At 66.0% G+C, this 25,559-nt stretch carries 24 protein-coding genes and 4 tRNA genes; 22 read left to right on the plus strand and 6 right to left on the minus strand.

Translation table 11 applies throughout. The features are described 5' to 3' along the window. Nucleotides 1–136: 136 nt before the first annotated feature. Complete coding sequence (locus ACMV5O_RS11795) at nucleotides 137–565, plus strand: DUF2721 domain-containing protein (protein ID WP_416163660.1); 429 nt, start codon at nucleotides 137–139, stop codon at nucleotides 563–565. Nucleotides 566–579: 14 nt separating this feature from the next. Here the strand turns inward: ACMV5O_RS11795 and ACMV5O_RS11800 are convergent, their stop codons facing one another. Together ACMV5O_RS11800 and ACMV5O_RS11805 are read right to left on the minus strand one after the other, a co-directional pair. After that, complete coding sequence (locus ACMV5O_RS11800) at nucleotides 580–1,704, minus strand: peptidoglycan -binding protein (RefSeq protein ID WP_416163661.1); 1,125 nt, start codon at nucleotides 1,702–1,704, stop codon at nucleotides 580–582. Nucleotides 1,705–1,707: 3 nt separating this feature from the next. Then, complete coding sequence (locus ACMV5O_RS11805; protein WP_324537439.1) at nucleotides 1,708–2,787, minus strand: flagellar motor protein MotA; 1,080 nt, start codon at nucleotides 2,785–2,787, stop codon at nucleotides 1,708–1,710. 172 nt (nucleotides 2,788–2,959) lie between these two features. Between ACMV5O_RS11805 and ACMV5O_RS11810 the strand changes: the two genes are divergently transcribed. The 11 genes from ACMV5O_RS11810 to ACMV5O_RS11860 all read left to right on the plus strand — a co-directional run bounded on the left by ACMV5O_RS11810 (nucleotide 2,960) and on the right by ACMV5O_RS11860 (nucleotide 16,202). Further along, nucleotides 2,960–4,264, plus strand: a complete 1,305-nt coding sequence (locus tag ACMV5O_RS11810) for a signal protein (protein ID WP_416163662.1) — start codon at nucleotides 2,960–2,962, stop codon at nucleotides 4,262–4,264. Nucleotides 4,265–4,274: 10 nt separating this feature from the next. After that, the gene (locus ACMV5O_RS11815) at nucleotides 4,275–4,697 is read left to right on the plus strand and encodes a hypothetical protein (RefSeq protein WP_416163663.1); all 423 of its coding nucleotides are present in this window, start codon (nucleotides 4,275–4,277) and stop codon (nucleotides 4,695–4,697) included. Nucleotides 4,698–4,731: 34 nt separating this feature from the next. After that, nucleotides 4,732–6,324 (plus strand): diguanylate cyclase, encoded by a 1,593-nt coding sequence (locus ACMV5O_RS11820; protein WP_416163664.1) that lies wholly within the window; start codon nucleotides 4,732–4,734, stop codon nucleotides 6,322–6,324. 195 nt (nucleotides 6,325–6,519) lie between these two features. After that, nucleotides 6,520–8,511: an AMP-dependent synthetase/ligase gene (locus ACMV5O_RS11825; RefSeq protein ID WP_416163665.1), complete on the plus strand. Its 1,992-nt coding sequence runs from the start codon at nucleotides 6,520–6,522 to the stop codon at nucleotides 8,509–8,511. A 14-nt stretch (nucleotides 8,512–8,525) separates the two neighbouring features. Next, on the plus strand, nucleotides 8,526–9,344 hold the full coding sequence (locus ACMV5O_RS11830) for an ABC transporter ATP-binding protein (RefSeq protein ID WP_416163666.1): 819 nt from the start codon (nucleotides 8,526–8,528) through the stop codon (nucleotides 9,342–9,344). Nucleotides 9,345–9,356: 12 nt separating this feature from the next. After that, nucleotides 9,357–10,286: a branched-chain amino acid ABC transporter permease gene (locus ACMV5O_RS11835; RefSeq protein WP_324537428.1), complete on the plus strand. Its 930-nt coding sequence runs from the start codon at nucleotides 9,357–9,359 to the stop codon at nucleotides 10,284–10,286. A 15-nt stretch (nucleotides 10,287–10,301) separates the two neighbouring features. Continuing rightward, the gene (locus tag ACMV5O_RS11840) at nucleotides 10,302–11,378 is read left to right on the plus strand and encodes a branched-chain amino acid ABC transporter permease (RefSeq protein WP_416163667.1); all 1,077 of its coding nucleotides are present in this window, start codon (nucleotides 10,302–10,304) and stop codon (nucleotides 11,376–11,378) included. A 52-nt stretch (nucleotides 11,379–11,430) separates the two neighbouring features. Continuing rightward, nucleotides 11,431–12,762 carry an ABC transporter substrate-binding protein gene (locus ACMV5O_RS11845; RefSeq protein WP_416163668.1) on the plus strand — a complete coding sequence of 444 codons (1,332 nt, stop codon included), beginning with the start codon at nucleotides 11,431–11,433 and terminating at the stop codon, nucleotides 12,760–12,762. Between the two features lie 54 nt (nucleotides 12,763–12,816). After that, complete coding sequence (locus ACMV5O_RS11850; protein WP_416163669.1) at nucleotides 12,817–13,632, plus strand: ABC transporter ATP-binding protein; 816 nt, start codon at nucleotides 12,817–12,819, stop codon at nucleotides 13,630–13,632. Nucleotides 13,633–13,690: 58 nt separating this feature from the next. Further along, nucleotides 13,691–14,926, plus strand: a complete 1,236-nt coding sequence (locus tag ACMV5O_RS11855; protein WP_416163670.1) for a phenylacetate--CoA ligase family protein — start codon at nucleotides 13,691–13,693, stop codon at nucleotides 14,924–14,926. Nucleotides 14,927–15,014: 88 nt separating this feature from the next. After that, complete coding sequence (locus ACMV5O_RS11860; protein WP_416163671.1) at nucleotides 15,015–16,202, plus strand: CaiB/BaiF CoA transferase family protein; 1,188 nt, start codon at nucleotides 15,015–15,017, stop codon at nucleotides 16,200–16,202. Nucleotides 16,203–16,231: 29 nt separating this feature from the next. Here ACMV5O_RS11860 and ACMV5O_RS11865 read toward each other — a convergent pair whose 3' ends face one another. Next, the gene (locus ACMV5O_RS11865) at nucleotides 16,232–16,660 is read right to left on the minus strand and encodes a PhaM family polyhydroxyalkanoate granule multifunctional regulatory protein (protein ID WP_416163672.1); all 429 of its coding nucleotides are present in this window, start codon (nucleotides 16,658–16,660) and stop codon (nucleotides 16,232–16,234) included. 70 nt (nucleotides 16,661–16,730) lie between these two features. Beyond that, nucleotides 16,731–18,683, minus strand: a complete 1,953-nt coding sequence (locus ACMV5O_RS11870) for an ATP-binding protein (protein WP_416163673.1) — start codon at nucleotides 18,681–18,683, stop codon at nucleotides 16,731–16,733. Between the two features lie 277 nt (nucleotides 18,684–18,960). Here ACMV5O_RS11870 and ACMV5O_RS11875 point away from each other — a divergent pair, with 277 nt between their 5' ends. Continuing rightward, nucleotides 18,961–19,590, plus strand: coding sequence for a response regulator (locus ACMV5O_RS11875; protein ID WP_416163674.1), 630 nt, complete (start codon nucleotides 18,961–18,963; stop codon nucleotides 19,588–19,590). Between the two features lie 16 nt (nucleotides 19,591–19,606). Here the strand turns inward: ACMV5O_RS11875 and ACMV5O_RS11880 are convergent, their stop codons facing one another. Then, nucleotides 19,607–20,314 (minus strand): hypothetical protein, encoded by a 708-nt coding sequence (locus ACMV5O_RS11880; RefSeq protein WP_416163675.1) that lies wholly within the window; start codon nucleotides 20,312–20,314, stop codon nucleotides 19,607–19,609. Nucleotides 20,315–20,442: 128 nt separating this feature from the next. Beyond that, nucleotides 20,443–21,189 (minus strand): class I SAM-dependent methyltransferase, encoded by a 747-nt coding sequence (locus tag ACMV5O_RS11885; protein WP_416163676.1) that lies wholly within the window; start codon nucleotides 21,187–21,189, stop codon nucleotides 20,443–20,445. A 222-nt stretch (nucleotides 21,190–21,411) separates the two neighbouring features. On the opposite strand from ACMV5O_RS11885, the gene ACMV5O_RS11890 reads away from it, so the two are divergent. The 9 genes from ACMV5O_RS11890 (at nucleotide 21,412) to rplA (ending at nucleotide 25,329) form a co-directional block, all read left to right on the plus strand. Next, a tRNA-Tyr gene (locus ACMV5O_RS11890) sits at nucleotides 21,412–21,496 on the plus strand. Nucleotides 21,497–21,583: 87 nt separating this feature from the next. Continuing rightward, nucleotides 21,584–21,657 (plus strand) — tRNA-Gly (locus ACMV5O_RS11895). Between the two features lie 27 nt (nucleotides 21,658–21,684). Beyond that, a tRNA-Thr gene (locus tag ACMV5O_RS11900) sits at nucleotides 21,685–21,759 on the plus strand. Nucleotides 21,760–21,844: 85 nt separating this feature from the next. Further along, nucleotides 21,845–23,035 (plus strand): elongation factor Tu, encoded by a 1,191-nt coding sequence (gene tuf / locus ACMV5O_RS11905; RefSeq protein WP_416163677.1) that lies wholly within the window; start codon nucleotides 21,845–21,847, stop codon nucleotides 23,033–23,035. A gap of 59 nt (nucleotides 23,036–23,094) precedes the next feature. Continuing rightward, nucleotides 23,095–23,170, plus strand: a tRNA-Trp gene (locus tag ACMV5O_RS11910). A 24-nt stretch (nucleotides 23,171–23,194) separates the two neighbouring features. Beyond that, on the plus strand, nucleotides 23,195–23,542 hold the full coding sequence (gene secE / locus ACMV5O_RS11915; protein ID WP_416163678.1) for a preprotein translocase subunit SecE: 348 nt from the start codon (nucleotides 23,195–23,197) through the stop codon (nucleotides 23,540–23,542). A 1-nt stretch (nucleotide 23,543) separates the two neighbouring features. Next, nucleotides 23,544–24,077, plus strand: a complete 534-nt coding sequence (nusG, locus tag ACMV5O_RS11920) for a transcription termination/antitermination protein NusG (protein WP_416163679.1) — start codon at nucleotides 23,544–23,546, stop codon at nucleotides 24,075–24,077. A 119-nt stretch (nucleotides 24,078–24,196) separates the two neighbouring features. Next, on the plus strand, nucleotides 24,197–24,628 hold the full coding sequence (gene rplK / locus ACMV5O_RS11925) for a 50S ribosomal protein L11 (RefSeq protein WP_416163680.1): 432 nt from the start codon (nucleotides 24,197–24,199) through the stop codon (nucleotides 24,626–24,628). Nucleotides 24,629–24,630: 2 nt separating this feature from the next. Continuing rightward, nucleotides 24,631–25,329 carry a 50S ribosomal protein L1 gene (gene rplA / locus ACMV5O_RS11930; protein WP_416163681.1) on the plus strand — a complete coding sequence of 233 codons (699 nt, stop codon included), beginning with the start codon at nucleotides 24,631–24,633 and terminating at the stop codon, nucleotides 25,327–25,329. Nucleotides 25,330–25,559 lie beyond the last annotated feature (230 nt).

Genomic DNA, 25,559 nt, shown 5'->3' on the forward strand with positions numbered 1-25,559 from the left:
ACCGCCCGGTGCGGACCCGCATGCCGGGTGGTGTGGGAGGGGAACGGTCAGGTAGGCTGACCGCCCCTATCCCGATTTGCGGCATCACGCTCCGCGCAGGCGAAAATGGGGGCTGCTCAGCCTTCCCCTTGCCCTCATGAACCTCACCACGCCTGCACTGCTGTTCCCGGCGATCTCCTTGCTGCTGCTCGCCTACACCAACCGGTTCCTGACCCTCGCCCAGGTGGTGCGCCAGCTCGCAGCCTCGCTCGATCGCACCGCGCCCCTGGTGCAGGGGCAGCTGCCCGGACTGAAGCGACGGATCGTGCTGACCCAGTACATGCAGAGCTTCGGGGTGCTCAGCTTCCTGTTGTGCGCGCTGTCAATGTTCGCGCTCTTCATGGAGGCGCAGACGACGGGGCAGCTCATGTTCGGCGCCAGCATCCTGACGCTTGCGCTGTCGCTTGTGCTGTCGCTGATCGAGGTGCTGATCTCCACCGAGGCGCTGTCGGTGGTGGTGAAGGATCTGGAGCAGGCTGCACGTCCTCAGGACAGCGTCGCCCGGGACCCCGCCGGGCGGCGCTGAGCAGGCCCGCGCGCTCAGCGGCTGGTGAGCTTGAGCTCGATGCGCCGGTTGCGCGCGTAGGCGTCCTCGGTGCCGCGTGCATCCAGGGGGTGGAACTCACCATAGCCGGTGGCGGCCAGGCGCTCGGGCGGAATGCCCTGGGTACGCAGGAACTTGACGATGGCGAGCGCACGCGCGGTGGATAGCTCCCAGTTCGACGGGAAGCGCGCGGTGGCGATCGGCCGGCGGTCGGTGTGGCCATCGACCTGCAGGACCCAGGGCAGGTCGGCCGGGATCTCGGCGGACAGCGCCTTCAGCGTCTCTGCCAGGCGGGTGAGCTGGATCATGCCCTCGGCGCTGACCTCGTCGGACGCAGTGGGGAACAGCACCTCGCTCGAGAACACGAAGCGGTCGCCGACGATCTGGATGTCCTTGCGCTCGCCGAGCACGGCCTGCAGGCGACCGAAGAATTCGGAGCGGTAGCGGGCGAGCTCCTGCACCCGCGCCGCCAGCGCGAGGTTGAGCTCGCGGCCCAGCTCCTCGATCTTGAGGTCCTTCTCGCGTGCGGCGAGTTCGGCGGTGGCGAGCGCTGCGTTGAGCTGTTCGAGCTGCTCGCGCACCGCGGCGAGCTGACGGTTGAGGAGTTCGACCTGGGCGATCGCGGCGGCCGACATCTCGGCCTGCTCCTTGAGGCCGCGCTCGCTGTCGTCGAGTGCACTGGCAAGCCTGGCCGCCTCGGCCTCGAGCTCGGCCTTCAGGCGCTGCAGCGCCGCGATGTCGGCAGTGAGTCGGGCGGCTTCCTCGCGTTGGGCCCGGGCGTCGTCCTGCGCGGCGTGGAGCTCGTCGCGAGCGGTCAGCAACTCGGTGGACAGGGCCTCGCGCTCGCGCTCGGAGGCGGTGAGGGAGGCGCTCAGCTCGCCAACCTGCAGGTCGGCACGCTCGCGGGCGGACTTCTCCAGACTCAGGGTCTGGGCGAGGGCGGCGAGTTCGGCGTTGAGCTGGGCCAGCGCGCGGTCGCGCCCGCTCACCGCGTCGGCGAGCACGAACTGGCCGATGACGAAGATCAGGATGACGAACACCAGCACCATCAGCAGTGAGGCGAGGGCGTCGACGAAGCCGGGCCAGAAGTCCATCGGCCGGCGGCGGGCGAGACGGGCCATGGTTCAATCCGCCTTGTGGCTGCCCTGGCCGCCGAGTGCGGCGGCGATGGTGCGCGACAGCAGGCGCAGCTCGGCGCGCAGATCCTCCGAGAACTGCGCGCCTTGTGCGGGTTGCTGGGCGAGCTGGCGAATCAGGCCGCGCAGATCGTCCTGCGAGGCCGACAGCGTCGACAGGTCGCGCGACTCGCGGGTGATGAGGTCGGCGAGGCGGCCGAGCTGATTGTTGAGTTCGCCCAGATGCTCGGCGGTGGCGCGGCGTTCGCGTTCGGACTCGGCAGCCGAGCGCTGCATGCGCTCGATGCTCTCGGCGGTTTGCTCGAGCAGGGCCTGGACGTAGGCGGGCACGTTGCCCTCGGCTTCGACGCCGACGCCCGAGGGCAGCTTGGTCATGTGCGACAGCCATTCTTCCAGCTCGTTGTAGAAGCGGTTCTGCGCGTGACCGGACTGCAGGTCGAGAAAGCCCACGATGAGCGAGCCGGCCAGACCGAACAGCGAGGTCGAGAAGCTCGTTGCCATGCCGCCGAGCGGTTCGTCGAGCTTGGTCTTGAGCGCTTCGAACATCGCCACCGGATCGGTGCCGACGCTCATGTTGCCGATGATCTCGCCGATCGAGCGGATGGTGACCAGCAGGCCCCAGAAGGTACCGAGCAGGCCGAGAAAGATCAGCAGGCCGATCAGGTAGCGCGACAGGTCGCGCTGCTCCTCGAGGCGGATCTGCACGCTGTCGAGGATGGAGCGGGTGGAAGTGGGCGAGAGGTTGAACTTGCCGCGCTGGCGCGTGGACAGCAGGCGCGCCATCGGTGCGAGCAGGACCGGGCGCAGCCCGCTGGGGGGACTGTTCGGCTCGGCGTGCTGGAAGTCCTCGATCCACAGCACCTCGCGCTGCAGCCGCCAGACCTGGCGCAGATTGACCGCGATGCCGATCGCCAGCACGAACAGGATGACGCCATTGAAGGCGGCATTGGCGAGGAAGGCATGCTTGAGCTGGGGAACGAGTGCGGCGGCGAGCAGGGCGACGAGGGCGAGGAAGACGGCCATCCAGGTCGTGACATGAACGGGTTTGGTGAAGGCCTTGCGTTCCATCGACGAAGCTTCCTGATCGCGGGGCGCCATAAAGGCGCCCATTACGGGTAGAGATCCGCGCGCCAGTCTAGCGCGAATCGTGCAGCATTCGGGCCGCGCGAATCCCCTTTTGTGATCCACGTCATGTTCAGCAACCACAATAATCGGTTACTAATTGCAAATGCGGCGCAGTATGGACAAAATAATTAAAAACATCAAAAACAAGAACGAATTCCGGATTCCCTGTGTGAAAACCAGATTACTCGCGGCACTCGGGACCTCGATCCTGGGTGCGAGCCTGTCCTGCTTCGCGGCGGAGCCCGTCGTGGCCGATCGCGCCCTGCCGCCGGTTTGGTCCGTGAGCGGCTTCGGCACGCTCGGTGTGGCTTACCACGATGAGGACGACACGCTCTTCAGGCGCAGCGTCGACCAGCGCGGCGGCGCGCGCAGCGGTCATTTGGAGACCCGGGTCGACAGCCTGCTCGGCCTGCAACTCAATGGCCAGATCGATGGCAACTGGTCGGTCATGGGCCAGATCGTGAGCCGCCAGGACATCGACCGCAAGTGGACGCCGCAACTGACCTGGGGCTTCGTCAAGTACGCGCCCAACGATTGGTCGGAGTTTCGTGTTGGCCGGATGGCGGTGGATATCTATCTCGATGGCGACTCACGCCATGTCGGCTACAGCTACACCACGGTGAGGCCCTACGCGGATGTGTATGGCCGGCTGACGTATGACACCTTCGATGGGGGGGATGCGGTCTTCCAGCGCATCGCGGGGGACAACCTGCTTCGGTTCAAACTCTTCGGAGGGCGAACCCGAGGTTCGGTGTTCCTGAACGGTGAGGAGCACGCTGTCCCGCTCGGGAGAACCTTTGGTGCGACCCTGGACTGGATGGGCCCGGAATGGAGCCTGAAGCTGTCCTGGGGCAGCATGGTCGCGACTCGGCGGGATATCCAGGCACCGTTGCGCGACGTTCTGCGTCAGGTCGCGACGCTCGGTATTCCGCAGGCTGGCGAGCGCGCAGACGAGATTGTTGGCAGCTACCGCGTCAGTTACTTCGGTGCGGGAGTTGGATGGGAGCGCGGGCCGTTCGCGCTGCAAGTCATGGGTACCGACATGTCGATGACCGTCTATCCTGGCTTTGATGGTTGGGGGGTCGGTGCCACGGCAGCGTACCGTATGGGGGTCTGGAAGCCCTACGCGACCTACTCGCGCAGCATTATCGACCCTCGGGAGCGCGCACTGACACTGCCAGCAGGGGCCATGTTCGAGCCCTTGAGGGGCGCATGGAGTCTCATTCACGAATACACTCGACACGACCAATACACAGTCGGAGCCGGCGTTCGCTACGACTTCGCCGACAACGCGGCCTTCAAGCTGCAAGTGGACCGCATCGAAGCCAAGCGTTCATCGTCCCTGCTCGACGACAGGGGTTTCAGGACAGGTCCGCGCGGAATGACGCTGTTCTCAGCCACGATCGACTTCGTGTTCTGAGAGGCCTGCCATGTATCGATTTTTCATCATCTGCATGGTGTCGCTGCTTGCTGTCGTGGGTAAGGATGCGCTTGCCGACGAACTGGTGGTCGTGACCCATCCGCAAAGCAGCATCGGCGAACTCAGTCGACAGCAGGCCAGCCACATCTTCCTGGGCCGCCTGCGGCAACTGCCGTCGGGTGAGCGAGTGACCGTCGTTGATGTCGAGCCTTTGCGCGCCGTCTTCTACGAGCGCCTGGTCGGACGCAATCTGGCCGAGATCAACGCCTACTGGGCCCGTCTGCAGTTCTCCGGGCGCACCCAGCCGCCCCTGCGTGTGGCAAGTGCGCAGGAGGCGATCGAAATGGTGCTCGACAGCCGCAGCGCGATCGCCTTCGTTCGGGCCGACCAACTCGATCCTCGTGCCAGGGTGGTGATGCGTCTTGGGCCCTGATCTGAAAGGTATCGCCGCGCAGGCGGTGGCCCCCGTGGCTCCGCCACCGCCTGCGCGGCGCGGGCTGGCAGTCCGCGCCACGCTGCTCATCCTGCTCTTCGGTGGCGTGATCGGCGTCGTCGTGGCCTGGTTCAGTGCGGTCTTGATCGAGCGGACCGAGCGCGACCGTCTCAATGGCGCGGTGGTCGAGCTGATGTCGACCGTCGAGCGCGCCGCCAGCGTGGCCGCCTTCGCCGGTGACGTCCAGCTTGCGACCGAGGTGGTGATCGGTCTGTTGAACAACCGCAGCATCGCGCAGGCGGTGATCGAAGACAACGGCATCGTCCTCGCGGTCGCGGGCGGGCTCGATGCGAGCCCCATGCGCTTGCGCCAGACTCCTGTCCTGAGCCAGCCCCTGCATTCGCCCTTTGACGACAGCGAGGTCATCGGCCAGCTTCGCATCGTGCCGGCAGTCGAGCTCATCGCCCGCGACGCCGCAAATTATTCGCGCTTCATGGCGTTCATTCTTGCAATCGAGGTCGTGCTGATTACCTTGGGTGTGAGCTGGGTCGTGACGCGCGGCGTCACGCGACCAATCTGGACGCTGTCCGACGATCTGCATCGACTCGATGCCGAGGGCGGGGCGCACGTGCCGGCGCCGCGCGGCCACGAGCATGACGAGATCGGCCGCCTGGCCGGGGACATCAATGGCTTGATCGACCGCATGGCCCTCAGCCTCGTCAGCGAGCGGCGGGCGCGTGAGCTGCACGCGGCGGCCGAGCGCAAGTGGCGGCTGATCTTCCACAATGCCGAGACCGGCCTGTTCACGATCGATGCCGAGGGCCGCCTGTCGGACTGGAATCCCTGGCTGGCAAGGGTGCTCAACCTGCCCATGCGCGACGACCGTGAAGGTCGTTTCATCCTCGGTGAGCATTTCGTCGACGCCGAGGGGCTCTTCGCTCACATGCTCGGTGAAGCGGCGCAGGGGCGCCCGCTGCCGGGCGCTGATTTCGAGTGTCGCGATTCGAGTGGCTACGTGCGCTGGCTGAATGTCGTGCTCAATCCGCTCGAAGGCTCGCCCAACATGCTGCAGGGGATCATCAACGATGTGACCGAGCGCAAGCGTGCCGAGGCACTGGCGCGCACCCAGGCCGAGCGCGATGCCCTGACCGGCCTCCTCAACCGTCGAGGTGTGGAGAAAGTCTATGGTGCCGCTGCACGGGAAAGCCGCGAGTCGGCCGGGCTGTGCCTGCTGATGCTCGATCTCGATGGCTTCAAGACCGTCAACGACACCCACGGGCACGAAGCGGGTGACGAGCTCCTGAAACTGGTCGCCCGTCGCGTCGAATCCATCGTACGCCGCAGCGACAAGGTCGCGCGGATCGGTGGCGACGAGTTTGTCGTCCTGCTCGAGCGTCTGAACTCGATCTCGATGGCGCGTCAGATTGCCGGCAAGCTGGTCGACCTGCTCGCTCAGCCGTTCACGGTGAGCGATGGCGTACTGGTCACGATCGGGGCCAGCGTCGGGGTGGCCTACACTCACTATCCGCCCGCGCAGCTCGCAGAGCTGTTGCGGCGTGCAGACGGGGCGATGTACGAGGCCAAGAGAAGCGGCAAGTGCCAGTACCGCTTCGCGTTTCCCGCCTGAGCCCGCGGGCGGATCTCGCCCCGCGCGCCACCTGCAACAATTCAGTACATTCCACAAACAGTTGCGCAAAAGTGGCTTGTCACACTCCATCCTGAACTGAATCGGGCGCAGCTTTGCGTCCCGCCCGGCCGTACAACGCACAACAGTGGCCGGGTGTCGAGACAGACAGGACAAAAACCGAAGGAGGAGTGTGGAATGGACGCAGGCAAGGACAGGTCCGATATCCACGGGCAGGGTGCAGAAGGCGGTCTGGATACGTTTCCGCGCTACCTGATGCACCACGCGAAAGCCCGGCCGCAGCAGCCGGCGATGCGCGAGAAGGCCTACGGGATCTGGCAGACCTACAGCTGGGCGCAGGTGGCGGAAAACGTGCGGGCAATCGCCTGCGGCCTGGCGCAGCTGGGCTTCAAGCGCGGCGACCGCCTTGCCATCGTCGGCGACAACCGGCCGCGCCTGTACTGGTCGGTCGCCGCCTGCCAGTGCCTGGGCGGCATCCCGGTGATGATGTACCAGGACGCCGTCGCGCAGGAGATGGTCTATGTGCTGCAGGACGCCGAGATCAAGTTCGCCATCGTCGAGGACCAGGAGCAGGTCGACAAGATGCTCGAGATCCAGCCCGAGGCGCCGCTGCTCGAGCATGTGATCTACGATGATGCGCGCGGCATGCGGCATTACACCCAGACCCTGCTGATGGGGCTGGACGAGCTGCAGGAGATGGGGCGCATCCACGACCGCAACCAGTCGGACTTCCTCGATGGCGAGATCGCCAAGGGGGCGTCGGATGACATCTCGATCATGCTGTACACCTCGGGCACCACCGGCAAGCCCAAGGGCGTGTGCCAGACCCATGGCGCCTTCATCGCCGCGGCGCGTGGCGGCATGCAGTTCGACAAGCTCACCGACCGGGAGGACATCCTGTCCTACCTGCCGATGGCCTGGGTGGGCGATCACCTGTTCTCCTTCGCCCAGGCCATGGTGGCGGGCTTCACGATCAATTGCCCCGAATCGGGCGAGACGGTCATGAACGACCTGCGCGAGATCGGTCCGACCTATTACTTCGCCCCGCCGCGCGTGTTCGAGAACCTGCTCACCCAGGTGATGATCCGCATGGAGGACGCCGGCGCCCTCAAGCGCAAGATCTTCAGTCACTTCATGGATGTCGCCCGCCGCTGCGGGGCCGACATCCTCGACGGCAAGCCGGTGTCGGGCGGCGACCGCTTCCAGTACTGGCTCGGCAACCTGCTGGTGTATGGCCCGCTCAAGAACGTGCTCGGCATGAGCCGCATCCGCGTCGCCTACACCGCGGGCGCGGCGATCGGCCCCGACCTCTTCCGCTTCTATCGTTCGATCGGCATCAACCTCAAGCAGCTCTACGGCCAGACCGAGACCTGCGCCTATGTGTGCCTGCAGCCCGACGGCCAGATCAAGCTCGATTCGGTCGGCAAGCCGGCACCCTTCGTCGAGGTCAAGCTCGCCGACAACGGCGAGATCCTGGTCAAGGGGCCGATGCTGCTCAAGGCCTACTACAAGCGCCCGGACGCCACCGCCGAGTCGATCAACGCCGAAGGCTACTTCATGACCGGCGACGCGGGCTTCTTCGACGAGGACGGCCACCTGAAGATCATCGACCGCGCCAAGGACGTCGGCAAGATGGCCGACGGCACGATGTTCGCGCCCAACTACATCGAGAACAAGCTCAAGTTCTTCCAGCACATCAAGGAGGCGGTCACCTTCGGCAACGGCAAGGCGTTTGTCACCGCCTTCATCAACATCGATCTCGAGGCGGTGGGCAACTGGGCCGAGAAGAAGGGCATGGCCTACTCCGGCTATGCCGATCTGGCCCAGCAGTCGGCGGTGTACGACCTCATCCGCGACTGCGTCGAGAAGGTCAATGCCGATCTCGCCAAGGACCCCAACATGAGTGGCTCGCAGATCAAGCGCTTCCTGATCCTGCACAAGGAGCTCGATGCCGATGACGGCGAGCTCACCCGTACGCGCAAGGTGCGGCGCAACTTCATCGCCGAGAAGTACGGCGCGCTGATCGACGCCATGTTCGAAGGCAGGAAGAGCCAGTTCATCGAGACCCAGGTCAAGTACGAAGACGGTCGCACCGCCAAGGTGTCCGCCGATCTGCGCATCGAGGAGGTCAAGACCTTCGCGCCGCAGGCCGGCAAGCAGGCCGCGTGAGGAGAGACGAGACAATGACGACTGCAAGCAATGCCGCGCCCGCGGCTCAGGCGGGGCGCCAGTTCGGCGACGTGATCCTCGACCTGCAGAACATCTCGCTGCGCTTTGGCGGGGTGAAGGCGCTGACCGACATCAGCTTCAACATCCGCGAGCACGAGGTGCGCGCCATCATCGGCCCCAACGGCGCCGGCAAGAGCTCGATGCTGAACGTGATCAACGGGGTGTATCACCCGCAGGAAGGCAGAATCATGTTCCGCGGCCAGGAGCGCAAGAAGATGGAGCCGCACATGGCGGCCCAGCAGGGCATCGCGCGCACCTTCCAGAACATCGCGCTGTTCAAGGGCATGAGCGTGCTGGACAACATCATGACCGGCCGCAATCTGAAGATGAAGTGCAACCTCTTCCAGCAGGCGCTGTGGATCGGCGCCGCACGCAACGAGGAGATCGCGCACCGCGCCAAGGTCGAGGAGATCGTCGACTTCCTAGAGATCCAGCACATCCGCAAGACGCCGGTGGGCGCGCTGCCCTACGGTCTGCAGAAGCGCGTCGATCTTGGCCGCGCGCTGGCGATGGAGCCGCAGATCCTGCTGCTCGACGAGCCGATGGCGGGCATGAACGTCGAGGAGAAGCAGGACATGTGCCGCTTCATCCTCGACATCAGCGACCAGTTCGGCACCACGATCGTGCTGATCGAGCACGACATGGGGGTGGTGATGGACATCTCCGACCGTGTGGTGGTGCTGGACTACGGCAAGAAGATCGGCGACGGCACGCCTGACGAGGTGCGCAACAACCAGGACGTCATCAACGCCTATCTGGGCAGCGGTCACTGAGCGGAGCGGGACATGGGATTCTTTATCGAAACGATGTTGGGCGGCCTGATGACCGGCATGCTGTACTCGCTGGTCGCCCTGGGCTTCGTGCTCATCTTCAAGGCTTCCGGGGTGTTCAACTTTGCCCAGGGGGCGATGGTGCTGGTCGCCGCGCTGGCGATGGCACGCTTCTCCGAGTGGTCGAACGCGGCGCTGGGCGGCGACAGTCTGTTCCTCGCCAACGTGATCGGCATCATCGGCGCGGGCATCGTGATGTTCGCCGTGGCGTGGACGGTGGAGCGCTTCGTGCTGCGCAAGCTGGTCAACCAGGAAGGTGCGACCCTGCTGATGGTGACGCTGGGCATCGCCTACGTGCTCGAGGGCCTGGGCCAGACCTTCTTCGGCAGCGAGATCTACTCGATCAACGTCGGCATGCCGAAGGACCCTGTGATCATGTTCGAGGGCCTGATCGAAGGCGGCGTCATGATCAACAAGGAAGACTTCATCGCCGCGGCGCTGGCGGCGGTGCTGGTCGCCGGCCTCACCGTGTTCTTCCAGAAGACCGCGGTGGGCCGGGCGCTGCGGGCGGTGGCCGATGACCACCAGGCGGCGCAGTCGGTGGGCATCCCGCTCAACAAGACCTGGGTGATCGTGTGGTGCGTGGCCGGCCTGGTGGCGCTGGTGGCGGGCATCATCTGGGGCTCGAAGATGGGCGTGCAGTTCTCCCTCGTCACCGTGGCGCTGCGCGCGCTGCCGGTGGTGATCCTCGGCGGCCTGACCTCGGTGCCGGGCGCGATCGTCGGCGGCCTGATCATCGGCGTCGGCGAGAAGTTGTCCGAGGTCTATCTCGGACCCTACGTCGGCGGCGGCATCGAGATCTGGTTCGCCTACGTGATGGCACTCATCGTGCTGCTGTTCCGGCCGCAGGGTCTGTTCGGCGAAAAGATCATCAACCGCGTCTGACCGGGAGAGAGAACAGTGATTTATCGTGAGAATGGCCAGTTCAAGACGAGCTACCTGGCCGACCAACAGATCTTCACGATCGCCCAGGACAAGTGGTTCGTCCTCGGCCTGATCGCCTTCGCTGCCATCGGCGTGCCGATGCTGGCCGACGAGTACCTGTTCCGTGCGGTGCTCATCCCCTTCCTGGTGCTGTCGCTGGCGGCGCTGGGGGTGAACCTGCTGGTGGGCTACTGCGGCCAGATCACCCTGGGGGCGGGCGCCTTCATGGCGATCGGCGCCTATGCGGCCTACAACTTCATGGTGCGCATCGACGGCATGCCGCTGGTGCTGGCGATGCTGCTGGGCGGTGCCGCGGCCGCGGCCTTCGGCATCCTGTTCGGCATTCCCAGCCTGCGCGTGCGCGGCCTCTACCTGGCGGTGGCGACGCTGGCGGCGCAGTTCCTGTGCGACTGGGCCTTCCTGCGCATCGGCTGGTTCACCAACTACTCGGCCTCGGGCTCGGTGTCGGTGGCCAAGCTGGAAGCCTTTGGCTGGGTCATCAACACGCCGGCAGAGAAGTACCTGTTCTGCCTGGTCTTCGTGGTGGTGTTCGCGCTGCTGGCCAAGAACATGACCCGCGCCAGCATCGGTCGCCAGTGGATGGCAATCCGCGACATGGACGTGGCTGCCGAAGTCATCGGCATCCGCCCGATGTTCGCCAAGCTGTCGGCCTTCGCGGTGAGTTCCTTCGTCGTCGGCGTCGCCGGCGCGCTGTGGGGCTTCGTGCACCTGGGCTCGTGGGAGCCGGCAGCGTTCTCGGTCGATCGCTCCTTCCAGCTGCTGTTCATGGTCATCATCGGCGGCATGGGCTCGATCATGGGCAGCTTCTTCGGCGCCGCCTTCATCGTGATCCTGCCGATCTTCCTCAACCAATTCCTGCCCTTCCTGGGCGGCCTGTTCGGTATCACGGTGTCGACCGCCGGCATCTCTCACGCCGAACTCATCATCTTTGGTTCGCTGATCATCTTCTTCCTGATCGTCGAGCCCCATGGCCTCGCCCGCCTGTGGTCGATCGCCAAGCAGAAGCTGCGCCTGTGGCCGTTCCCGCACTGATGCAGCGCCCATTTTTCGCAGTGCCCATGAAGCAATCATAAGGAGGAGACTCATGAAATTCCGCACCCTGGCCCTCGCGGCCGCCATCGCCTCGGTGGGCCTGTCGTCCGCCATGTTCACCCCCGCCGCCCACGCCCAGGCGTCCGAGCAGTTCTTCCCGGTGCTGGTCTATCGCACCGGCGCCTATGCCGCCAACGGCAACCCCTGGGCCAACGGCTACGTCGACTATCTAAAGCTGGTCAATGCCCAAGGCGGCATCAATGGCGTCAAGCTCTCCTTTGAGGAGTGCGAGTTCGGCTACGCCACCGACCGCGGTGTCGAGTGCTACGAGCGCCTGAAGGGCAAGGGCGCCACCGTGTTCCAGCCGCTGTCGACTGGCGTGACCTTTGCCATGACGGAAAAGGCCCCGGTGGACAAGATTCCGCTGATTACTTCCGGCTACGGTCGCAGCGAGTCGCAGGACGGCACGGTGTTCACCTGGAACTTCCCCCTGCTGGGCACCTACTGGGTCGGCGCCGACGTCGCCATTCAGCATATCGCCAAGCAGATGGGCGGGCTCGACAAGCTCAATGGCAAGAAGATCGCGCTGGTCTACCACGACAGCCCCTTCGGCAAGGAGCCGATCCCGCTGCTGCAGGAGCGCGCCAAGATGCACGGTTTCGACCTCCAGTTGCTGCCGGTCGCCCACCCGGGGGTCGAGCAGAAGGCCACCTGGCTGCAGATCCGCCGCGACCGCCCGGACCATGTGCTGCTGTGGGGCTGGGGTGTGATGAACTCCACGGCGATCAAGGAGGCTCAGGCCACCGGCTATCCGCGCGACAAGATGCTCGGCATCTGGTGGGCGGGCGCGGAACCCGATGTCAAGGATGTCGGTGCCGGCGCCAAGGGTTACAGCGCGCTCGCCCTGCAGCACGGTGCCGAGCCCAACAGCAAGGTGGTGAAGGACGTGCTCGCCCTGGTGCACGACAAGGGCCAGGGGACCGGGCCGAAGGACGAGGTCGGTTCGGTGCTCTACATGCGTGGCCTGATCTCGGCCATGCTCGGTGTCGAGGGCGTGGCGGCGGCGCAGGAGCGCTACGGCAAGGGCAAGGTCATGACCGGCGAGCAGGTGCGCTGGGGCCTGGAGAATCTCAACCTCGATCAGGCCAGGCTCGACGCGATGGGTTTCGAGGGGGTGATGCGCCCGGTCAAGACCTCGTGCAACGACCACATGGGCGCGGCCTGGGCGCGGGTACACACCTGGGATGGCGGCAAGTGGGAGTTCAGCTCCGACTGGTATGAGGCCGATGCGTCGGTGCTCGGCCCGATGGTGAACGACGCCGCCACCCGCTACGCCACCGAGAAGGGCATTCAGCGCCGTACCGCCGAGCAGTGCGCGGAGTAAGTTGAAACATGCCGCCGCGCCCTCGGGCGTGGCGGCCTTGCCGTGGAATCGAAGATGAACGCACCCAATTCAGCCTTCCTCAGCGTCAATAACGTCGAGGTGATCTACAACCACGTGATCCTCGTCCTCAAGGGCGTGTCGCTATCGGTTCAGGAGGGCAGCATCGTCGCCCTGCTCGGTGGCAACGGCGCGGGCAAGACCACCACCCTGCGTGCGGTCAGCAGCCTGCTCAAGGGCGAGCGTGGCGAGGTGACCAAGGGTTCGGTGGAGTACAACGGCGAACGCGTTGACGCGATGACGCCCGCAGACCTCGTCAAGCGCGGTGTCGTTCAGGTCATGGAGGGGCGCCACTGCTTCGGCCACCTCACCATCGAGGAGAACCTGCGCACCGGCGCCTACACCCGCACCGACGGCAAGGCCGCGGTCGAAGAGACGCTGGAAAAGGTCTACAACTACTTCCCGCGCCTGAAGACGCGCCGCAACAGCCAGGCGGCCTACACCTCGGGTGGCGAGCAGCAGATGTGCGCGATCGGTCGTGCGCTGATGGCCAAGCCCAAGCTGGTGCTGCTCGACGAGCCCTCGATGGGCCTGGCACCGCTGATCGTCGAGGAGGTGTTCGAGATCGTCAAGGACCTCAACACCAAGGAAAAGGTGAGCTTCCTGCTCGCCGAACAGAACACCATGGTCGCGCTGCGCTATGCCGACTTCGGCTACATCATGGAAAACGGCCGCATCGTGATGGAAGGTGCCGCCAAGGACCTGGCGACCAACGAGGACGTCAAGGAGTTCTACCTCGGCCTGTCGGGCGAAGGGCGCAAGAGCTTCCGTGACGTCAAGCACTACCGTCGCCGCAAGCGCTGGCTGAGCTGAGTCGCCGGGCGCGTCAGCGCCGTACCTCCTCGATACCGGATCGCGCAAGGATGCCGACATGAATTTTCACGACCACCGCGAAACCCTCGACCCCGCCGTGCGCGAACGCGAGCTGCTTGCGCGCCTGCCCGGCCAGATCGCCCATGCAAAGGCGAACGCCCCCGCATTCGCCAAATTGCTTGAGGACGTCGATCCCGACAGCATCGTCAGCCGCGAGGCCCTGGCCACGCTGCCGGTGACGCGCAAGTCCGAGCTGCTCGAGCGCCAGAAGGCGGCGCGCCCCTTCGGCGGCTTCGCGGCGGTGGGCTGGGGCCAGGGTTGCCGGCGCGTGTTCGCCTCGCCGGGGCCGCTGTACGAGCCCGAGGGGGCCCGACCCGACTACTACCGCCTGGCACGTGCGCTGCACGCGGCCGGCTTTCGTGCCGGCGACCTGGTGCACAATACCTTCTCCTATCACTTCACGCCGGCCGGTTCGATGATGGAGACCGCCGCTCATGCACTGGGCTGCACGGTGTTCCCGGCTGGTGTAGGCCAGACCGAGCAGCAACTGGCGGCGATTGCGGACCTGCAGCCGAACGCCTACGTGGGCACGCCATCCTTCCTGCGCATCCTGCTCGACAAGGGCGATGAGATGGGCGTTGCCGTCGCCTTCACCAAGGCCTTCGTGTCCGGCGAGGCCTTCCCGCCGAGCATGCGCGAGGCCTTTGCCGCGCGCGGCATCCAGGCCTTCCAGGCCTACGCGACCGCCGACATCGGGCTCATCGCGTATGAAACGCCAGCGCGTGAGGGCTTGGTAGTCGACGAGGACATCGTGCTCGAGATCGTCCGTCCCGGCACCGCCGACCCAGTCGAGGTGGGGGAGGTGGGCGAGGTGGTGGTCACCACCTTCAATCCCGACTACCCGCTGATCCGCTTCGGCACCGGCGACCTGTCGGCGGTGCTGCCGGGCGCCTCACCCTGCGGCCGCAGCAACCTGCGCATCAGGGGCTGGATGGGGCGTGCCGACCAGACCACCAAGGTCAAGGGCATGTTCGTGCATCCCGGGCAGATCGCGCAGGTGGTGCGCCGTCATCCGGAGATCACCCGCGCCCGCCTGGTGGTGGATAATCCCGACCTCAACGACCGCATGACATTGATGTGCGAGGTGGCCGGTGGCGGCAGCGAGACCCTGGCCGGTGCGATCGCCACCAGCATCCGGGAGCTGACCAAGCTGCGCGGCGAGGTTGCCTTCCTGCCGTCCGGGGCGCTCGCCAACGACGGCAAGGTCATCGACGACGTGCGGGTTTATGAGTAATCAAAAGGCGGGCGCACCGCTGCGCTGACCGGGCTCCCCGCTCGCGGGCCGGCGCGGAGCGTGCGCGCTGCCAGCATCGGGAGCATGCATGCAAGCAGCGACTCACGCTGAGCGCCGTCCGCTCGAGGGCGTGCGCATTCTCGACCTCACCCGTCTGCTGCCGGGGCCGCTCGCGACCCAGCATCTGGCTGACTACGGGGCCGAGGTCATCAAGGTCGAGGACACCGGCGCCGGGGACTACGCCCGCAGCATGGGGGCGATGGGCGGCGACACCAGTTATTTCTACCAGGTCGTCAACCGCAACAAGCGCAGCCTGCGGCTGGACCTCAAGCAGGCCGAGGGCAAGGCCTTGTTCCTGCGCCTGATCGAAGGCGTCGATGTGGTGGTCGAGGGCTTTCGCCCCGGCGTGATGGATCGCCTCGGGCTTGGCTACGCCGTGCTCGCCGCGCGCAATCCGCGCGTGGTTCTGTGCAGCATCACCGGCTATGGCCAGACCGGCCCCTATGCCGAGCGCGCGGGCCACGACATCAACTACATCGGCTACGCCGGCGTGCTCGACCAGATCGGTGCTGCAGGCGGCCCGCCGGTGCTGCCGAATCTGCAGATCGGTGATCTGCTCGGGGGTACGATGGCGGCGGTGATGGGCATCATGGTCGCCTTGTTCGATGCGCAGCGCAGCGGACGGGGCCGCCATGTGGACGTGTCGATGACTGACGCGGCGTTCGCCCATGCGATCTTTCCGCTGGCCGAGGTCCTGGCCACGGGGCGCGCGCCCCCACGCGGCGAGGACCTGGTGAGCGGCGGCGTGCCCTGCTATGGCGTCTATGAGACCGCCGACGGGCGGCACATGGCGGTGGGGGCGCTGGAGGAAAAGTTCTGGCACCTGCTGTGCGACACCCTGGGCCGGCCCGATCTGAAACCCGGCCATCTCGCCCGCGGCGAGGCCGGGGCGCAGGTGCGGGCCGAGCTCGAGGCGATCTTCGGCAGCCGCAGCCAGCAGTGCTGGGTCGAAGTGTTCGACCGCGTCGATTGCTGCGTCACGCCGGTGTTGCGGCTGGAGGAAAGCCTGGATGATGCCCAGCTTCGCGCGCGCAACATGGTGGTGGACGTCGGCGGTATCCGCCAGTTCGGGCCGCCGGTGCAGATGGACCGCATGGCGTGGACGACGCCCAGGTCGGCGCCTGCGCGCGTAGGGGAGGACAGCGAGGCGATTCTCGCTGCGCTGGGGGTGGGGAGCGGGGAGCTTGCCCGTCTGCGCGCGGCCGGCGTGATCTGAGCCAGCCCGGCGCGCAGGGGCGGCCCGATTTACTTGTCGGCGGGGGCCTTGCGCCGCCCGCCGCGGCTGGTCGCCTTGGCCGCGGCTTCTGCCGCGGCAGACTGCGATTCGCCGGCCGGCTGGGTGTTCATCATGTTCCACGGCCACATCGAGGCGGCGGCGGCGAAGGGGTTGGCCGCCGGATCGGCGCTCGGCGCTTCGCCCCCTTGCGCATGCTGGCTCATGGCCTTGACTGCGGCGATCGCGGCGCGCTGCATCTCCAGCCCCTGGGTGCTCATCTGGAGCATGTTCAGGTTCATCTTCAGCCAGCCTTCGACCGCCTTCATGTCGGCAATGCGCTTGTCGAGCTCATCCACATCCAGCGTCGGCGTCACCATGCCCGGCAGCGAAAAGCCCATGCTGCTCCACATGCCACGCACGAACTCGAGTGGGTCCTGGGCATTCTGATCCTGCGACATCGCGTGACTCCCGGCTGATTGAAGGATGTGCGCGGATATTACCCGATGCGCTGGGCTTGCTGTGCGTTGCTCATGCTCGGCATGCGTCGTCGGTCGCGCCGGCGGCCGGGGAGGCCGACAACAGGCGGTGCATCAGTGCGCGCAGGCGTGCGGGGCGCACCGGCTTGTGCAGCAATTGCACGCCGCTGGCGTGGATGCGCGCCAGCGTCTCGCTGGCGATCTCGCCACTGGCGACGATCGCCGGCAGGCGACGGGTGGCCGGTCGGGCGTGGACGCGTTCGATCAGGGTGAGGCCGTCACAGGCGCCGCGCAGGCGCAGGTCGGTGAGCAGGATGTCCGGGATCGCCCCGCCCTCGAGCTGGGCGATCAGCTCGTCCGCGCTGGCCGCGCTGATCACCGCGCAGCCCCAGCTCGACAGCAGGTCGTGCATCGCCCTGCAGGCCAAGGGGTCGTCATCGACCAGGGCCACGCGCAAACCGTCGAAGCGTCCGAGGGCGCGTGCGTTCTCCTCGATCCCGAGCGGGCTGGGCGGTTCGCCGCGCGGCAGGGTGACGGCGAACATCGAGCCGCGGCCCGGGGCCGAGCGCAGCTCGAGGCGAAGGCCGAGCAGGTCGACGAGGCGACGCACGATCGCCAGGCCAAGGCCGAGCCCCTTGTCGCGCGCGCGCTCGACGTTATCGAGCTGGACGAACTCCTGGAAGATGATGTGCTGCGCGTCCTCTGCAATACCGAGGCCACTGTCGCGCACTTCCACGCGCAGTTGCGTCTGATGCCGCCGGCAGGCGACCAGCACGCTGCCGGCGGGCGTGTAGCGGATCGCATTGCTGACGAGATTGGAGATGATGCGTTCGAACAGATGCGGATCGCTATAGACCCAGCAGGGCGCACAGCGCAGCCTGAGGCGAAGGCCGCGCGCCTCGGCGCTGGGCGAATGGCCGGCGACGACGCGTTCGAGCACGGCCTGCAGGTCGAAACTGCACGGCACCGGCTTCAGCACGCCGGCGTCGAGGCGGGAGATGTCGAGCAGGCCGTCGAGCAGGTTCTCCATCGCCTCTGCCGACGCGCCGATGCGCTCGGTGATCTGCCGGCTCCGGGCGTCGAGCGCCTGTTGCTGGAGCTCGGACAGGAACAGGCCGAGTGCGTGCAGGGGCTGGCGCAGGTCGTGGCTGGCGGCGGCGAGAAAGCGCGACTTGGCGAGGTTCGCCCGCTCGGCTTCGTCCTTGCGCGCGCGCAGCTCCGCCGTGGCCTCCTCGATCCGGCGCGACATCGAGGCGTGGGCGTCAGTCAGGCGTTCCGCCATCTCGTTCACGCCCTCGGCCAGCATGCGCAGGCTGCCCCCTTCGCGAATGTGGACGCGCTCGTGCAACTGGCCCTGGCCAATGCGTGCCACCGTCTCGGCGACGCTGCGGATCGGGCCGCTCACGGTGCGGCTCATGGCACGCGCGAAGAGCAGGCTGCCCAGCGCCACCACCAGCATCCAGCCCGCGCCAATCCACAGCAGCTGGGCGCGACGGTCGTGGATGCGGGCGAGGGACACCTCGACGACCACGGTGCCGAGTGCTGGCGACGTGGCGGCGCCGTCGCCCATGCCAAGCTCATTGGTCGGGTCGGTCGCGAGCGGGCTGTAGCGGATCGGCTCGACGATGCGAAGCCAGTGCCGCGAGCCCGCCGCCGCCATGCCCGAGCTCGTGGCGTCTGCATCGTCCGCTCGCGTATCCGGCGATCGCCCCGCTTGCGCCAGCACCTTGCCGTCGGGGTCGAGGATGGAGACCGAGGCGATGTCGTCTTCGAGCAGCAGTGCGCTGCTGAGCTGGTGCAGGGACTCCTGGTCGCCGGAGAACACCGCATATTCGCTCGCCGCCGCCAACTGGCGAGTATGCGCCTGGGCGCGGGCGACCAGCGCTTCGTCCAGGTCGGACAGGCGCAAGCTGGTATGGGTGGCCGTCGTCAGCGCGGCCAGCACCACCATCGGCACGAAGGCGACAAAGGTCACGCGGGCGCGTACGCCCCAGCGTTCGATCATGACCCGTGTCCTCGTTCAGTCGAAGCGCGGTGAGCAGAGGGTCGCGCAAGGGCTGGTCGCGACAGCGGTGCGCGACCGGGTGGTCGCCCACGCGCGCCGATCGCAGCGGGGCGCGGCGCGGCGAGCCGGGCAGGAGCAGGACGTGACATGGCGTGGAGAGGGTAGGGGCTCGGATTGTCCGCTGTTTCCCCGGTGCGGCATAGGGTCTCACGGATCTCGCATGCTATCCTGCGCGCCCTGCATGGCGAGCGGTACCAGAAACGTTGCGGAGCGCGTGTTGACCAAGATTCTGATCGTTGAGGACCATGCGCTGGTGCGTGAGGCCATGGCCCAGGCCTTGGCGCGCCTCGGCGAGGCGGTGTGCTGCATCGAGGCGGCGAGTGCCGACGAGGCGCTTGCGCGGCTCCAGCAGGATGGGGATCTGGATCTCGCGATCATCGACCTGATGCTGCCCGAGATGAACGGCTTCTCGCTCCTGGCGATCCTCGCCAAGCGCTTTCCCGACATGCCGGCGATCGTGGTCTCCGCCATGGACGACGAGGCCTCGGTGCAACGCGCGATCAAGGCCGGCGCCTCGGGTTTCGTATCCAAGTCCAGCTCGAGCGAGGTGTTGCTGCAGACCGTGCGCAGCGTGCTCGAGGGCGGCATGCCCATGGACCCGCCGACGCGATCCGCGGCCCCGGCGCACGCCCCCGCGCAGGTGGCTGCCGACTTTGTCCTGACCGCTGCCCAGGGCCGGGTGCTGGAACTGCTCGCCAGTGGGCGGACGAATCGTGAGATTGCCGATCTGCTGGGCTTGTCCGAGGGAACGGTCAAGGTCCACATGACCGCCATCTTCCGCGCGCTGGGCGTGGCCAATCGGGCCCAGGCGCTGGTTGCGCTGGCGCGCAGCGGCACCCGCCTGTAGCCTGCGCGGCGCTTCTTCAGTGCGAGCGCCGAACGCCCTGCGTCAGGCGTAGCGGCATGTCGGCTGCGGGCAGGCGTTCGACCGCCTCTTCCACCTCGTACTCCTGCCCGTCGTCAATGAAGTCGATTTCCAGCACCTCAAGCACCTGGCGCGCGATCGCGCGACAGGCGTTCGCCAGCGGCGTTGGCAAGTGCTCGGGAAGCTGTTTCTGCAGCAACAGCTTGGAAGACGAAAGCGCATTGACCGGACGCAGGATGCGATGACGATAGGCCCCCATCCATTGCGCCACGCTGCGGTCGGCGGCTTCGCGCTGCCAGGCGTTGTGTGGCCACTGCGTGGGTACGGCGTAGGCGCGCGGGAACATCTCGAGGTCGCGCAGCACGGTGCGGATATCCTCGTGCGACTCGCGGAAGGGTAGCAGCACGATGTCGGACAGGGCGTAGAGCTTGCGGTCCATCTCGGTGCGGTTGCCGCCGCCGTCGATGACGCCGATCCAGTCCTCCAGCGTGCGCAGCTTGTCCACGATCTTGGTCAGCGCGTCGCGCGTGCGTGCATCGGCGATCACATAGCGGCGCCCAGCGGGAATCAGCGGTTCGCGCGACGTGTCGGTGAGCACGCAGGCCGCGCGTTGGCCGAGCAGCCCCAGTCCCTGGCACAGCATGTGGGAGAGCGTGGTCTTGCCGGTCCCGCCCTTGTTGCCGATCACGCAGATGATCTCAGCCATGAATCCTCAGTCCTCAGCTTTGCACTCGCAAATCAGCGCGTGGCAGGCATTATCCGGTGCGGCCGACAGCTGCGAGCGCGCGAAAAGCGGGCTTTCATGCCGCCATTTCCGTCCATCGGCCGGGCGCCTCAGGTGGCCGTGGCCGGCGCGATCCGGTAGGCGTAGAGCTGCGTGCGACGTCGGTCTCCGACTTCGACGACGAACGCCGGTTCGCAGCCGGGAACAGGGAAGCTGTTGCTCAACAGCAGGCTGCCTGGGCGCATTTCGGCCCGGGCCTTGTTCCACACCGCGGCCATCGGCACCGGTGACAGGAAGGCATACACCACATCGTAGTCGCCCCATGGCTCAGCGAACAGGTCACCCCGCCGCCATTGCAGATTGGCGAGTCGGTGCGTCAGCAAACGCCCGAGCAGCCAGCTCGCAGGCGCCAGCTCGACGCCGGTGAACTGACAGTCGGGGCGCGACCGTGCCAGTGGCCGCAGCAGCGAGCCGGTGCCTGCGCCAATGTCCAGCAGCCGTGCCGACCTGGCGGGGAGCAGCGCGAGCACGGCCCGCGCCGTGTCACGATTGCTCAGGTAAAGCGGCACCTGGCTGCGAAAGCTTGTCCAATAGGTGAGGGCAAGCGCGATGAAGGCCAGCAGGTACCAGCCCGGGTGCAGTGCGAGCCGCTGCGCTGCCACAACGAGCGGAAGGAAGCCGAGGTGAATGGGCAGCCACCAGCGGTCGCTGCGCAGCAAGACCGCAACCAGGGCGGCCAGCGTCGCCTGGGCGACCACGAGCGGCCATAGCCCGTTCAAGGCGCCGCTGCGGGCGAGGAGGAAGGCGCCGGCAAGGCCGGCACCCTGGGCGAGCAGGGCTTTGAGGGCAGGCGCCATGGCAGGCTCGAGTCTGGCAGGATGCGGTGTGGGGGCAGAAGCTGCGGTGGCCCGATCGTCTGAAGACGGTCGCGGTGAGTGCCGTCATGATAGGGCCGCGCCCTCGGGTCTGGCGCTGCCCGTTTCACTGTCCGCCTTGTCGCGCATGGCAGATGACGCGGACTGTCGCAGAAAGTATTTGACAGGCCAATTTCGAGACACTATAGTGCGGGGCTTCCCGACGGAGGGATACCCAAGCGGTCAACGGGATCAGACTGTAAATCTGACGGCTCAGCCTTCGAAGGTTCGAATCCTTCTCCCTCCACCAGATACATTGTCGTCGTGTCGCGCTGAGTGTGCGGTCGGCGAAAGCGGTTGTAGTGAATCGACTGCAGTTTGCTGCGGCGTGGTAAGTGCGGGTGTAGCTCAATGGTAGAGCAGAAGCCTTCCAAGCTTATGACGAGGGTTCGATTCCCTTCACCCGCTCCAGATGTGCTGCGTTTGTACTGTTTCGGAGCCCATGTAGCTCAGTGGTAGAGCACTCCCTTGGTAAGGGAGAGGCCACGTGTTCAATCCACGTCATGGGCACCACTCATTTTCTGCCTGGCCTGGCGCGGCGGCCGATTCGATTGGCTGCCGCACTGGTTTTTCTGGTTCTGATTTTAAGGATAGCGATATGGCTAAGGGTAAGTTTGAGCGGACGAAGCCGCACGTGAACGTTGGCACGATTGGCCACGTTGACCATGGCAAGACGACGCTGACTGCAGCGATCACGACCGTGCTGACGAAGAAGTTCGGCGGCGAGGCCAAGGCCTACGACCAGATCGACGCGGCGCCGGAAGAAAAGGCGCGTGGCATCACCATCAACACCGCGCACGTCGAGTACGAGACCGCGAATCGTCACTACGCGCACGTGGACTGCCCGGGTCACGCCGACTACGTGAAGAACATGATTACCGGTGCGGCGCAGATGGACGGCGCGATCCTGGTGTGCTCGGCCGCCGATGGTCCGATGCCGCAGACGCGCGAGCACATCTTGCTGGCCCGTCAGGTGGGCGTGCCCTACATCATCGTCTTCCTGAACAAGTGCGACATGGTCGACGACGAAGAGCTGCTCGAGCTGGTCGAGATGGAAGTGCGCGAGCTGCTGTCGAAGTACGACTTCCCGGGCGACGACGTGCCGATCATCAAGGGTTCGGCGCTGAAGGCGCTCGAGGGCGACCAGTCCGACATCGGCGAGCCGGCGATCTTCCGCCTGGCCGAGGCGCTCGACAGCTACATCCCGACGCCGGAGCGTGCGATCGACAAGCCCTTCCTGCTGCCGATCGAGGACGTGTTCTCGATCTCGGGCCGCGGCACCGTGGTGACCGGTCGTGTCGAGCGCGGCATCGTCAAGGTTGGCGAGGAAATCGAGATCGTCGGCATCAAGCCCACGGTCAAGACCACCTGCACCGGCGTTGAAATGTTCCGCAAGCTGCTCGACCAGGGCCAGGCGGGCGACAACGTGGGCGTGCTGCTGCGCGGCACCAAGCGTGAAGACGTCGAGCGCGGCCAGGTGCTGTGCAAGCCGGGTTCGATCAAGCCGCACACCCACTTCACCGGTGAGGTGTATGTGCTGTCGAAGGAAGAGGGCGGCCGTCACACCCCGTTCTTCAACAACTACCGTCCGCAGTTCTACTTCCGTACCACCGACGTGACCGGCTCGATCGAGCTGCCCGAAGGTACCGAGATGGTCATGCCGGGCGACAACGTGTCGATCACCGTGAAGCTGATCGCCCCGATCGCCATGGAAGAAGGTCTGCGCTTCGCGATCCGCGAAGGCGGTCGTACCGTCGGCGCCGGCGTCGTCGCCAAGATCATCGAGTAATCTGCTCGCTGGTTGCCAGAAAGCGCGCCCGCTCGGGTGCGCTTTGCAGTCTCTGCTGCAGGGGTATAGCTCAACTGGCAGAGCGTCGGTCTCCAAAACCGAAGGTTGGGGGTTCGATTCCCTCTGCCCCTGCCATAATTTTCCGGGTGGTTATCCGCAATGGCCGATAAGTTGAAATTCGCGCTGGCGCTGGCTCTGTTGGCGGCCGGCGTGGTCGGCTTCTATCTGCTTTCCGAGCAGCCTCTCGTGCTGCGCGTGTTGTCCGTGCTGGTCGGTGTGGGGGCAGGCGTCGCCGTCGCCTCCTTTTCCGACCAGGGGCAGCGCTTCATCGGCTTTGCGCGCGAATCGATCACCGAAGTCAAGAAGGTCGTCTGGCCGAGCCGCAAAGAGACCATGCAGACCACGGGTCTGGTGTTCGCCTTCGTGGTCGTCATGGCAATCTTCCTGTGGCTGACGGACAAGACCCTGGAATGGGTTCTGTACGATCTCGTTCTGGGTTGGAAGTGATATGACCAAGCGTTGGTACGTGGTTCATGCCTATTCGGGCTTCGAGAAGTCCGTTCAGCGCGCGCTCATCGATCGCGTCAATCGCGCTGGCATGCAGGACAGTTTCGGCCAGATTCTGGTGCCGGTCGAGGAGGTCGTCGAGATGCGTGGCGGCCAGAAGACCGTCACCGAGCGCAAGTTCTTTCCCGGCTACGTACTCGTCGAGATGGAGATGAACGACGATAGCTGGCATCTGGTGAAGTCCACGCCCAAGGTCACGGGGTTCGTTGGTGGTACCGCCAACAAGCCTGCGCCGATCTCCGACAAGGAGGTCGAGAAGATCATGCAGCAGATGCAGGACGGCGTGGACAAGCCGCGTCCCAAAGTGCTGTTCGAGATCGGCGAGGTCGTGCGCGTCAAGGAAGGTCCGTTCACGGACTTCCATGGCTCGGTCGAGGATGCGAACTACGAAAAGAACAAGCTGCGCGTGTCGGTGACCATCTTCGGTCGCGCCACGCCGGTTGAACTGGATTTCGCCCAGGTCGAAAAGACCTGAGCGATACGGCGGGCCCGCGGGCCTGCCGTTGCCCGTTCACTCGACCGACGAGTGCGGGCATCGCGAGGAGCGCCGGACGGGGTCCGGTGCGCTAGCACTCAATACAGGAGCAAGCCGCAATGGCAAAGAAAATCATTGGCTACATCAAGCTGCAGGTGCCGGCCGGCAAGGCCAACCCCAGCCCCCCGATCGGTCCGGCGCTCGGTCAGCGCGGCCTGAACATCATGGAGTTCTGCAAGGCCTTCAACGCCAAGACCCAGGGTCTTGAGCCGGGCCTGCCGATTCCGGTGGTGATCACCGCCTTCGCCGACAAGTCCTTTACCTTCATCATGAAGACGCCGCCGGCGACCATCCTGATCAAGAAGGCGGCCGGTCTGCAGAAGGGTTCGCCCAAGCCGCACACCGACAAGGTCGGCAAGATCACCCGCGCTCAGGTCGAGGAAATCGCCAAGACCAAGCAGCCCGACCTGACCGCTGCCGATCTGGAAGCCGCCGTGCGCACCATCGCCGGTTCCGCCCGCAGCATGGGCATCACCGTGGAGGGCCTGTAATCATGGCGAAGCTGTCCAAGCGAGTTCAGGCGCTGCGCGCCAAGGTTGATCGCAACCAGGCCTACCCGGTCGCCGACGCCCTGCGTCTGGTGAAGGAATGCGCCACCGCCAAGTTCGACGAGTCGATCGATATCGCCGTCAATCTCGGCGTCGATGCACGCAAGTCCGACCAGGTCGTGCGTGGTTCCGTCGTGCTGCCCGCCGGTACCGGCAAGTCGGTCCGCGTGGCCGTGTTCGCCCAGGGCGAGAAGGCCGAGGCGGCCCGCGCCGCGGGTGCCGAGGTCGTCGGTTTCGACGACCTGGCCGAGCAGGTCAAGGCCGGCAACCTCAACTTCGACGTCTGCATCGCGACGCCGGACGCCATGCGTGTGGTCGGTCAGCTCGGCCAGATCCTCGGTCCGCGCGGCCTGATGCCGAACCCGAAGGTCGGTACCGTGACCATGGATGTGACCACCGCGGTCAAGAACGCCAAGGCCGGTCAGGTGCAGTACCGCACCGACAAGGCCGGTCTGGTGCACGCCACCATCGGCCGTGCTTCGTTTGAGGTTGATGCCCTGCAGCAGAACCTGGCGGCCTTCATCGACGCGCTCGTCAAGGCCAAGCCGGCCGCTGCCAAGGGCGTGTACCTGCGCCGCATCGCCGTCTCCAGCACCATGGGTGCGGGCGTGCGTGTGGAGCCGGGCAGCCTCAACCCAGCCTGATTGCCGTGACGCGCCGCCCACGTGGTGGCGCGTTCAAAGAACTTTGAGACGTGGCCGCGCACAGCGTGGCTGCGGATCGTCAAAGACCGCAGGTGTGCTTGCTGAAAGGCGGCGCTTAAGCAGAAATGGCCTGCGTAGACGGTGTGCTCAGAACAGGATTTGGCTGCCTCGGTGGCCGCGCTCCTGATCCAGGTCGCCGTGGGTGCGGATCGCCACGAGTGATCCGCGTG

It is taken from the genome of Thauera sp. WH-1 (assembly GCF_047806685.1).
Lineage (GTDB): Bacteria > Pseudomonadota > Gammaproteobacteria > Burkholderiales > Rhodocyclaceae > Thauera.

What these genes read in the sequence shown, in the direction of transcription:
- ACMV5O_RS11865 (WP_416163672.1), bottom strand. Translation starts at nt 16,660, where the DNA reads ATGTCGCAGGATCAGAATGCCCAGGACCCACTCGAGTTCGTGCGTGGC.
- ACMV5O_RS11810 (WP_416163662.1), top strand. Translation starts at nt 2,960, where the DNA reads ATGGACAAAATAATTAAAAACATCAAAAACAAGAACGAATTCCGGATT.
- ACMV5O_RS11815 (WP_416163663.1), top strand. Translation starts at nt 4,275, where the DNA reads ATGTATCGATTTTTCATCATCTGCATGGTGTCGCTGCTTGCTGTCGTG.
- nusG (WP_416163679.1), top strand. Translation starts at nt 23,544, where the DNA reads ATGACCAAGCGTTGGTACGTGGTTCATGCCTATTCGGGCTTCGAGAAG.
- ACMV5O_RS11860 (WP_416163671.1), top strand. Translation starts at nt 15,015, where the DNA reads ATGCAAGCAGCGACTCACGCTGAGCGCCGTCCGCTCGAGGGCGTGCGC.
- ACMV5O_RS11825 (WP_416163665.1), top strand. Translation starts at nt 6,520, where the DNA reads ATGGACGCAGGCAAGGACAGGTCCGATATCCACGGGCAGGGTGCAGAA.
- ACMV5O_RS11855 (WP_416163670.1), top strand. Translation starts at nt 13,691, where the DNA reads ATGAATTTTCACGACCACCGCGAAACCCTCGACCCCGCCGTGCGCGAA.
- tuf (WP_416163677.1), top strand. Translation starts at nt 21,845, where the DNA reads ATGGCTAAGGGTAAGTTTGAGCGGACGAAGCCGCACGTGAACGTTGGC.
- ACMV5O_RS11805 (WP_324537439.1), bottom strand. Translation starts at nt 2,787, where the DNA reads ATGGAACGCAAGGCCTTCACCAAACCCGTTCATGTCACGACCTGGATG.
- ACMV5O_RS11845 (WP_416163668.1), top strand. Translation starts at nt 11,431, where the DNA reads ATGAAATTCCGCACCCTGGCCCTCGCGGCCGCCATCGCCTCGGTGGGC.
- ACMV5O_RS11880 (WP_416163675.1), bottom strand. Translation starts at nt 20,314, where the DNA reads ATGGCTGAGATCATCTGCGTGATCGGCAACAAGGGCGGGACCGGCAAG.
- ACMV5O_RS11795 (WP_416163660.1), top strand. Translation starts at nt 137, where the DNA reads ATGAACCTCACCACGCCTGCACTGCTGTTCCCGGCGATCTCCTTGCTG.
- ACMV5O_RS11870 (WP_416163673.1), bottom strand. Translation starts at nt 18,683, where the DNA reads ATGATCGAACGCTGGGGCGTACGCGCCCGCGTGACCTTTGTCGCCTTC.
- ACMV5O_RS11885 (WP_416163676.1), bottom strand. Translation starts at nt 21,189, where the DNA reads ATGGCGCCTGCCCTCAAAGCCCTGCTCGCCCAGGGTGCCGGCCTTGCC.
- rplA (WP_416163681.1), top strand. Translation starts at nt 24,631, where the DNA reads ATGGCGAAGCTGTCCAAGCGAGTTCAGGCGCTGCGCGCCAAGGTTGAT.
- ACMV5O_RS11830 (WP_416163666.1), top strand. Translation starts at nt 8,526, where the DNA reads ATGACGACTGCAAGCAATGCCGCGCCCGCGGCTCAGGCGGGGCGCCAG.
- rplK (WP_416163680.1), top strand. Translation starts at nt 24,197, where the DNA reads ATGGCAAAGAAAATCATTGGCTACATCAAGCTGCAGGTGCCGGCCGGC.
- ACMV5O_RS11850 (WP_416163669.1), top strand. Translation starts at nt 12,817, where the DNA reads ATGAACGCACCCAATTCAGCCTTCCTCAGCGTCAATAACGTCGAGGTG.
- ACMV5O_RS11835 (WP_324537428.1), top strand. Translation starts at nt 9,357, where the DNA reads ATGGGATTCTTTATCGAAACGATGTTGGGCGGCCTGATGACCGGCATG.
- secE (WP_416163678.1), top strand. Translation starts at nt 23,195, where the DNA reads ATGGCCGATAAGTTGAAATTCGCGCTGGCGCTGGCTCTGTTGGCGGCC.
- ACMV5O_RS11800 (WP_416163661.1), bottom strand. Translation starts at nt 1,704, where the DNA reads ATGGCCCGTCTCGCCCGCCGCCGGCCGATGGACTTCTGGCCCGGCTTC.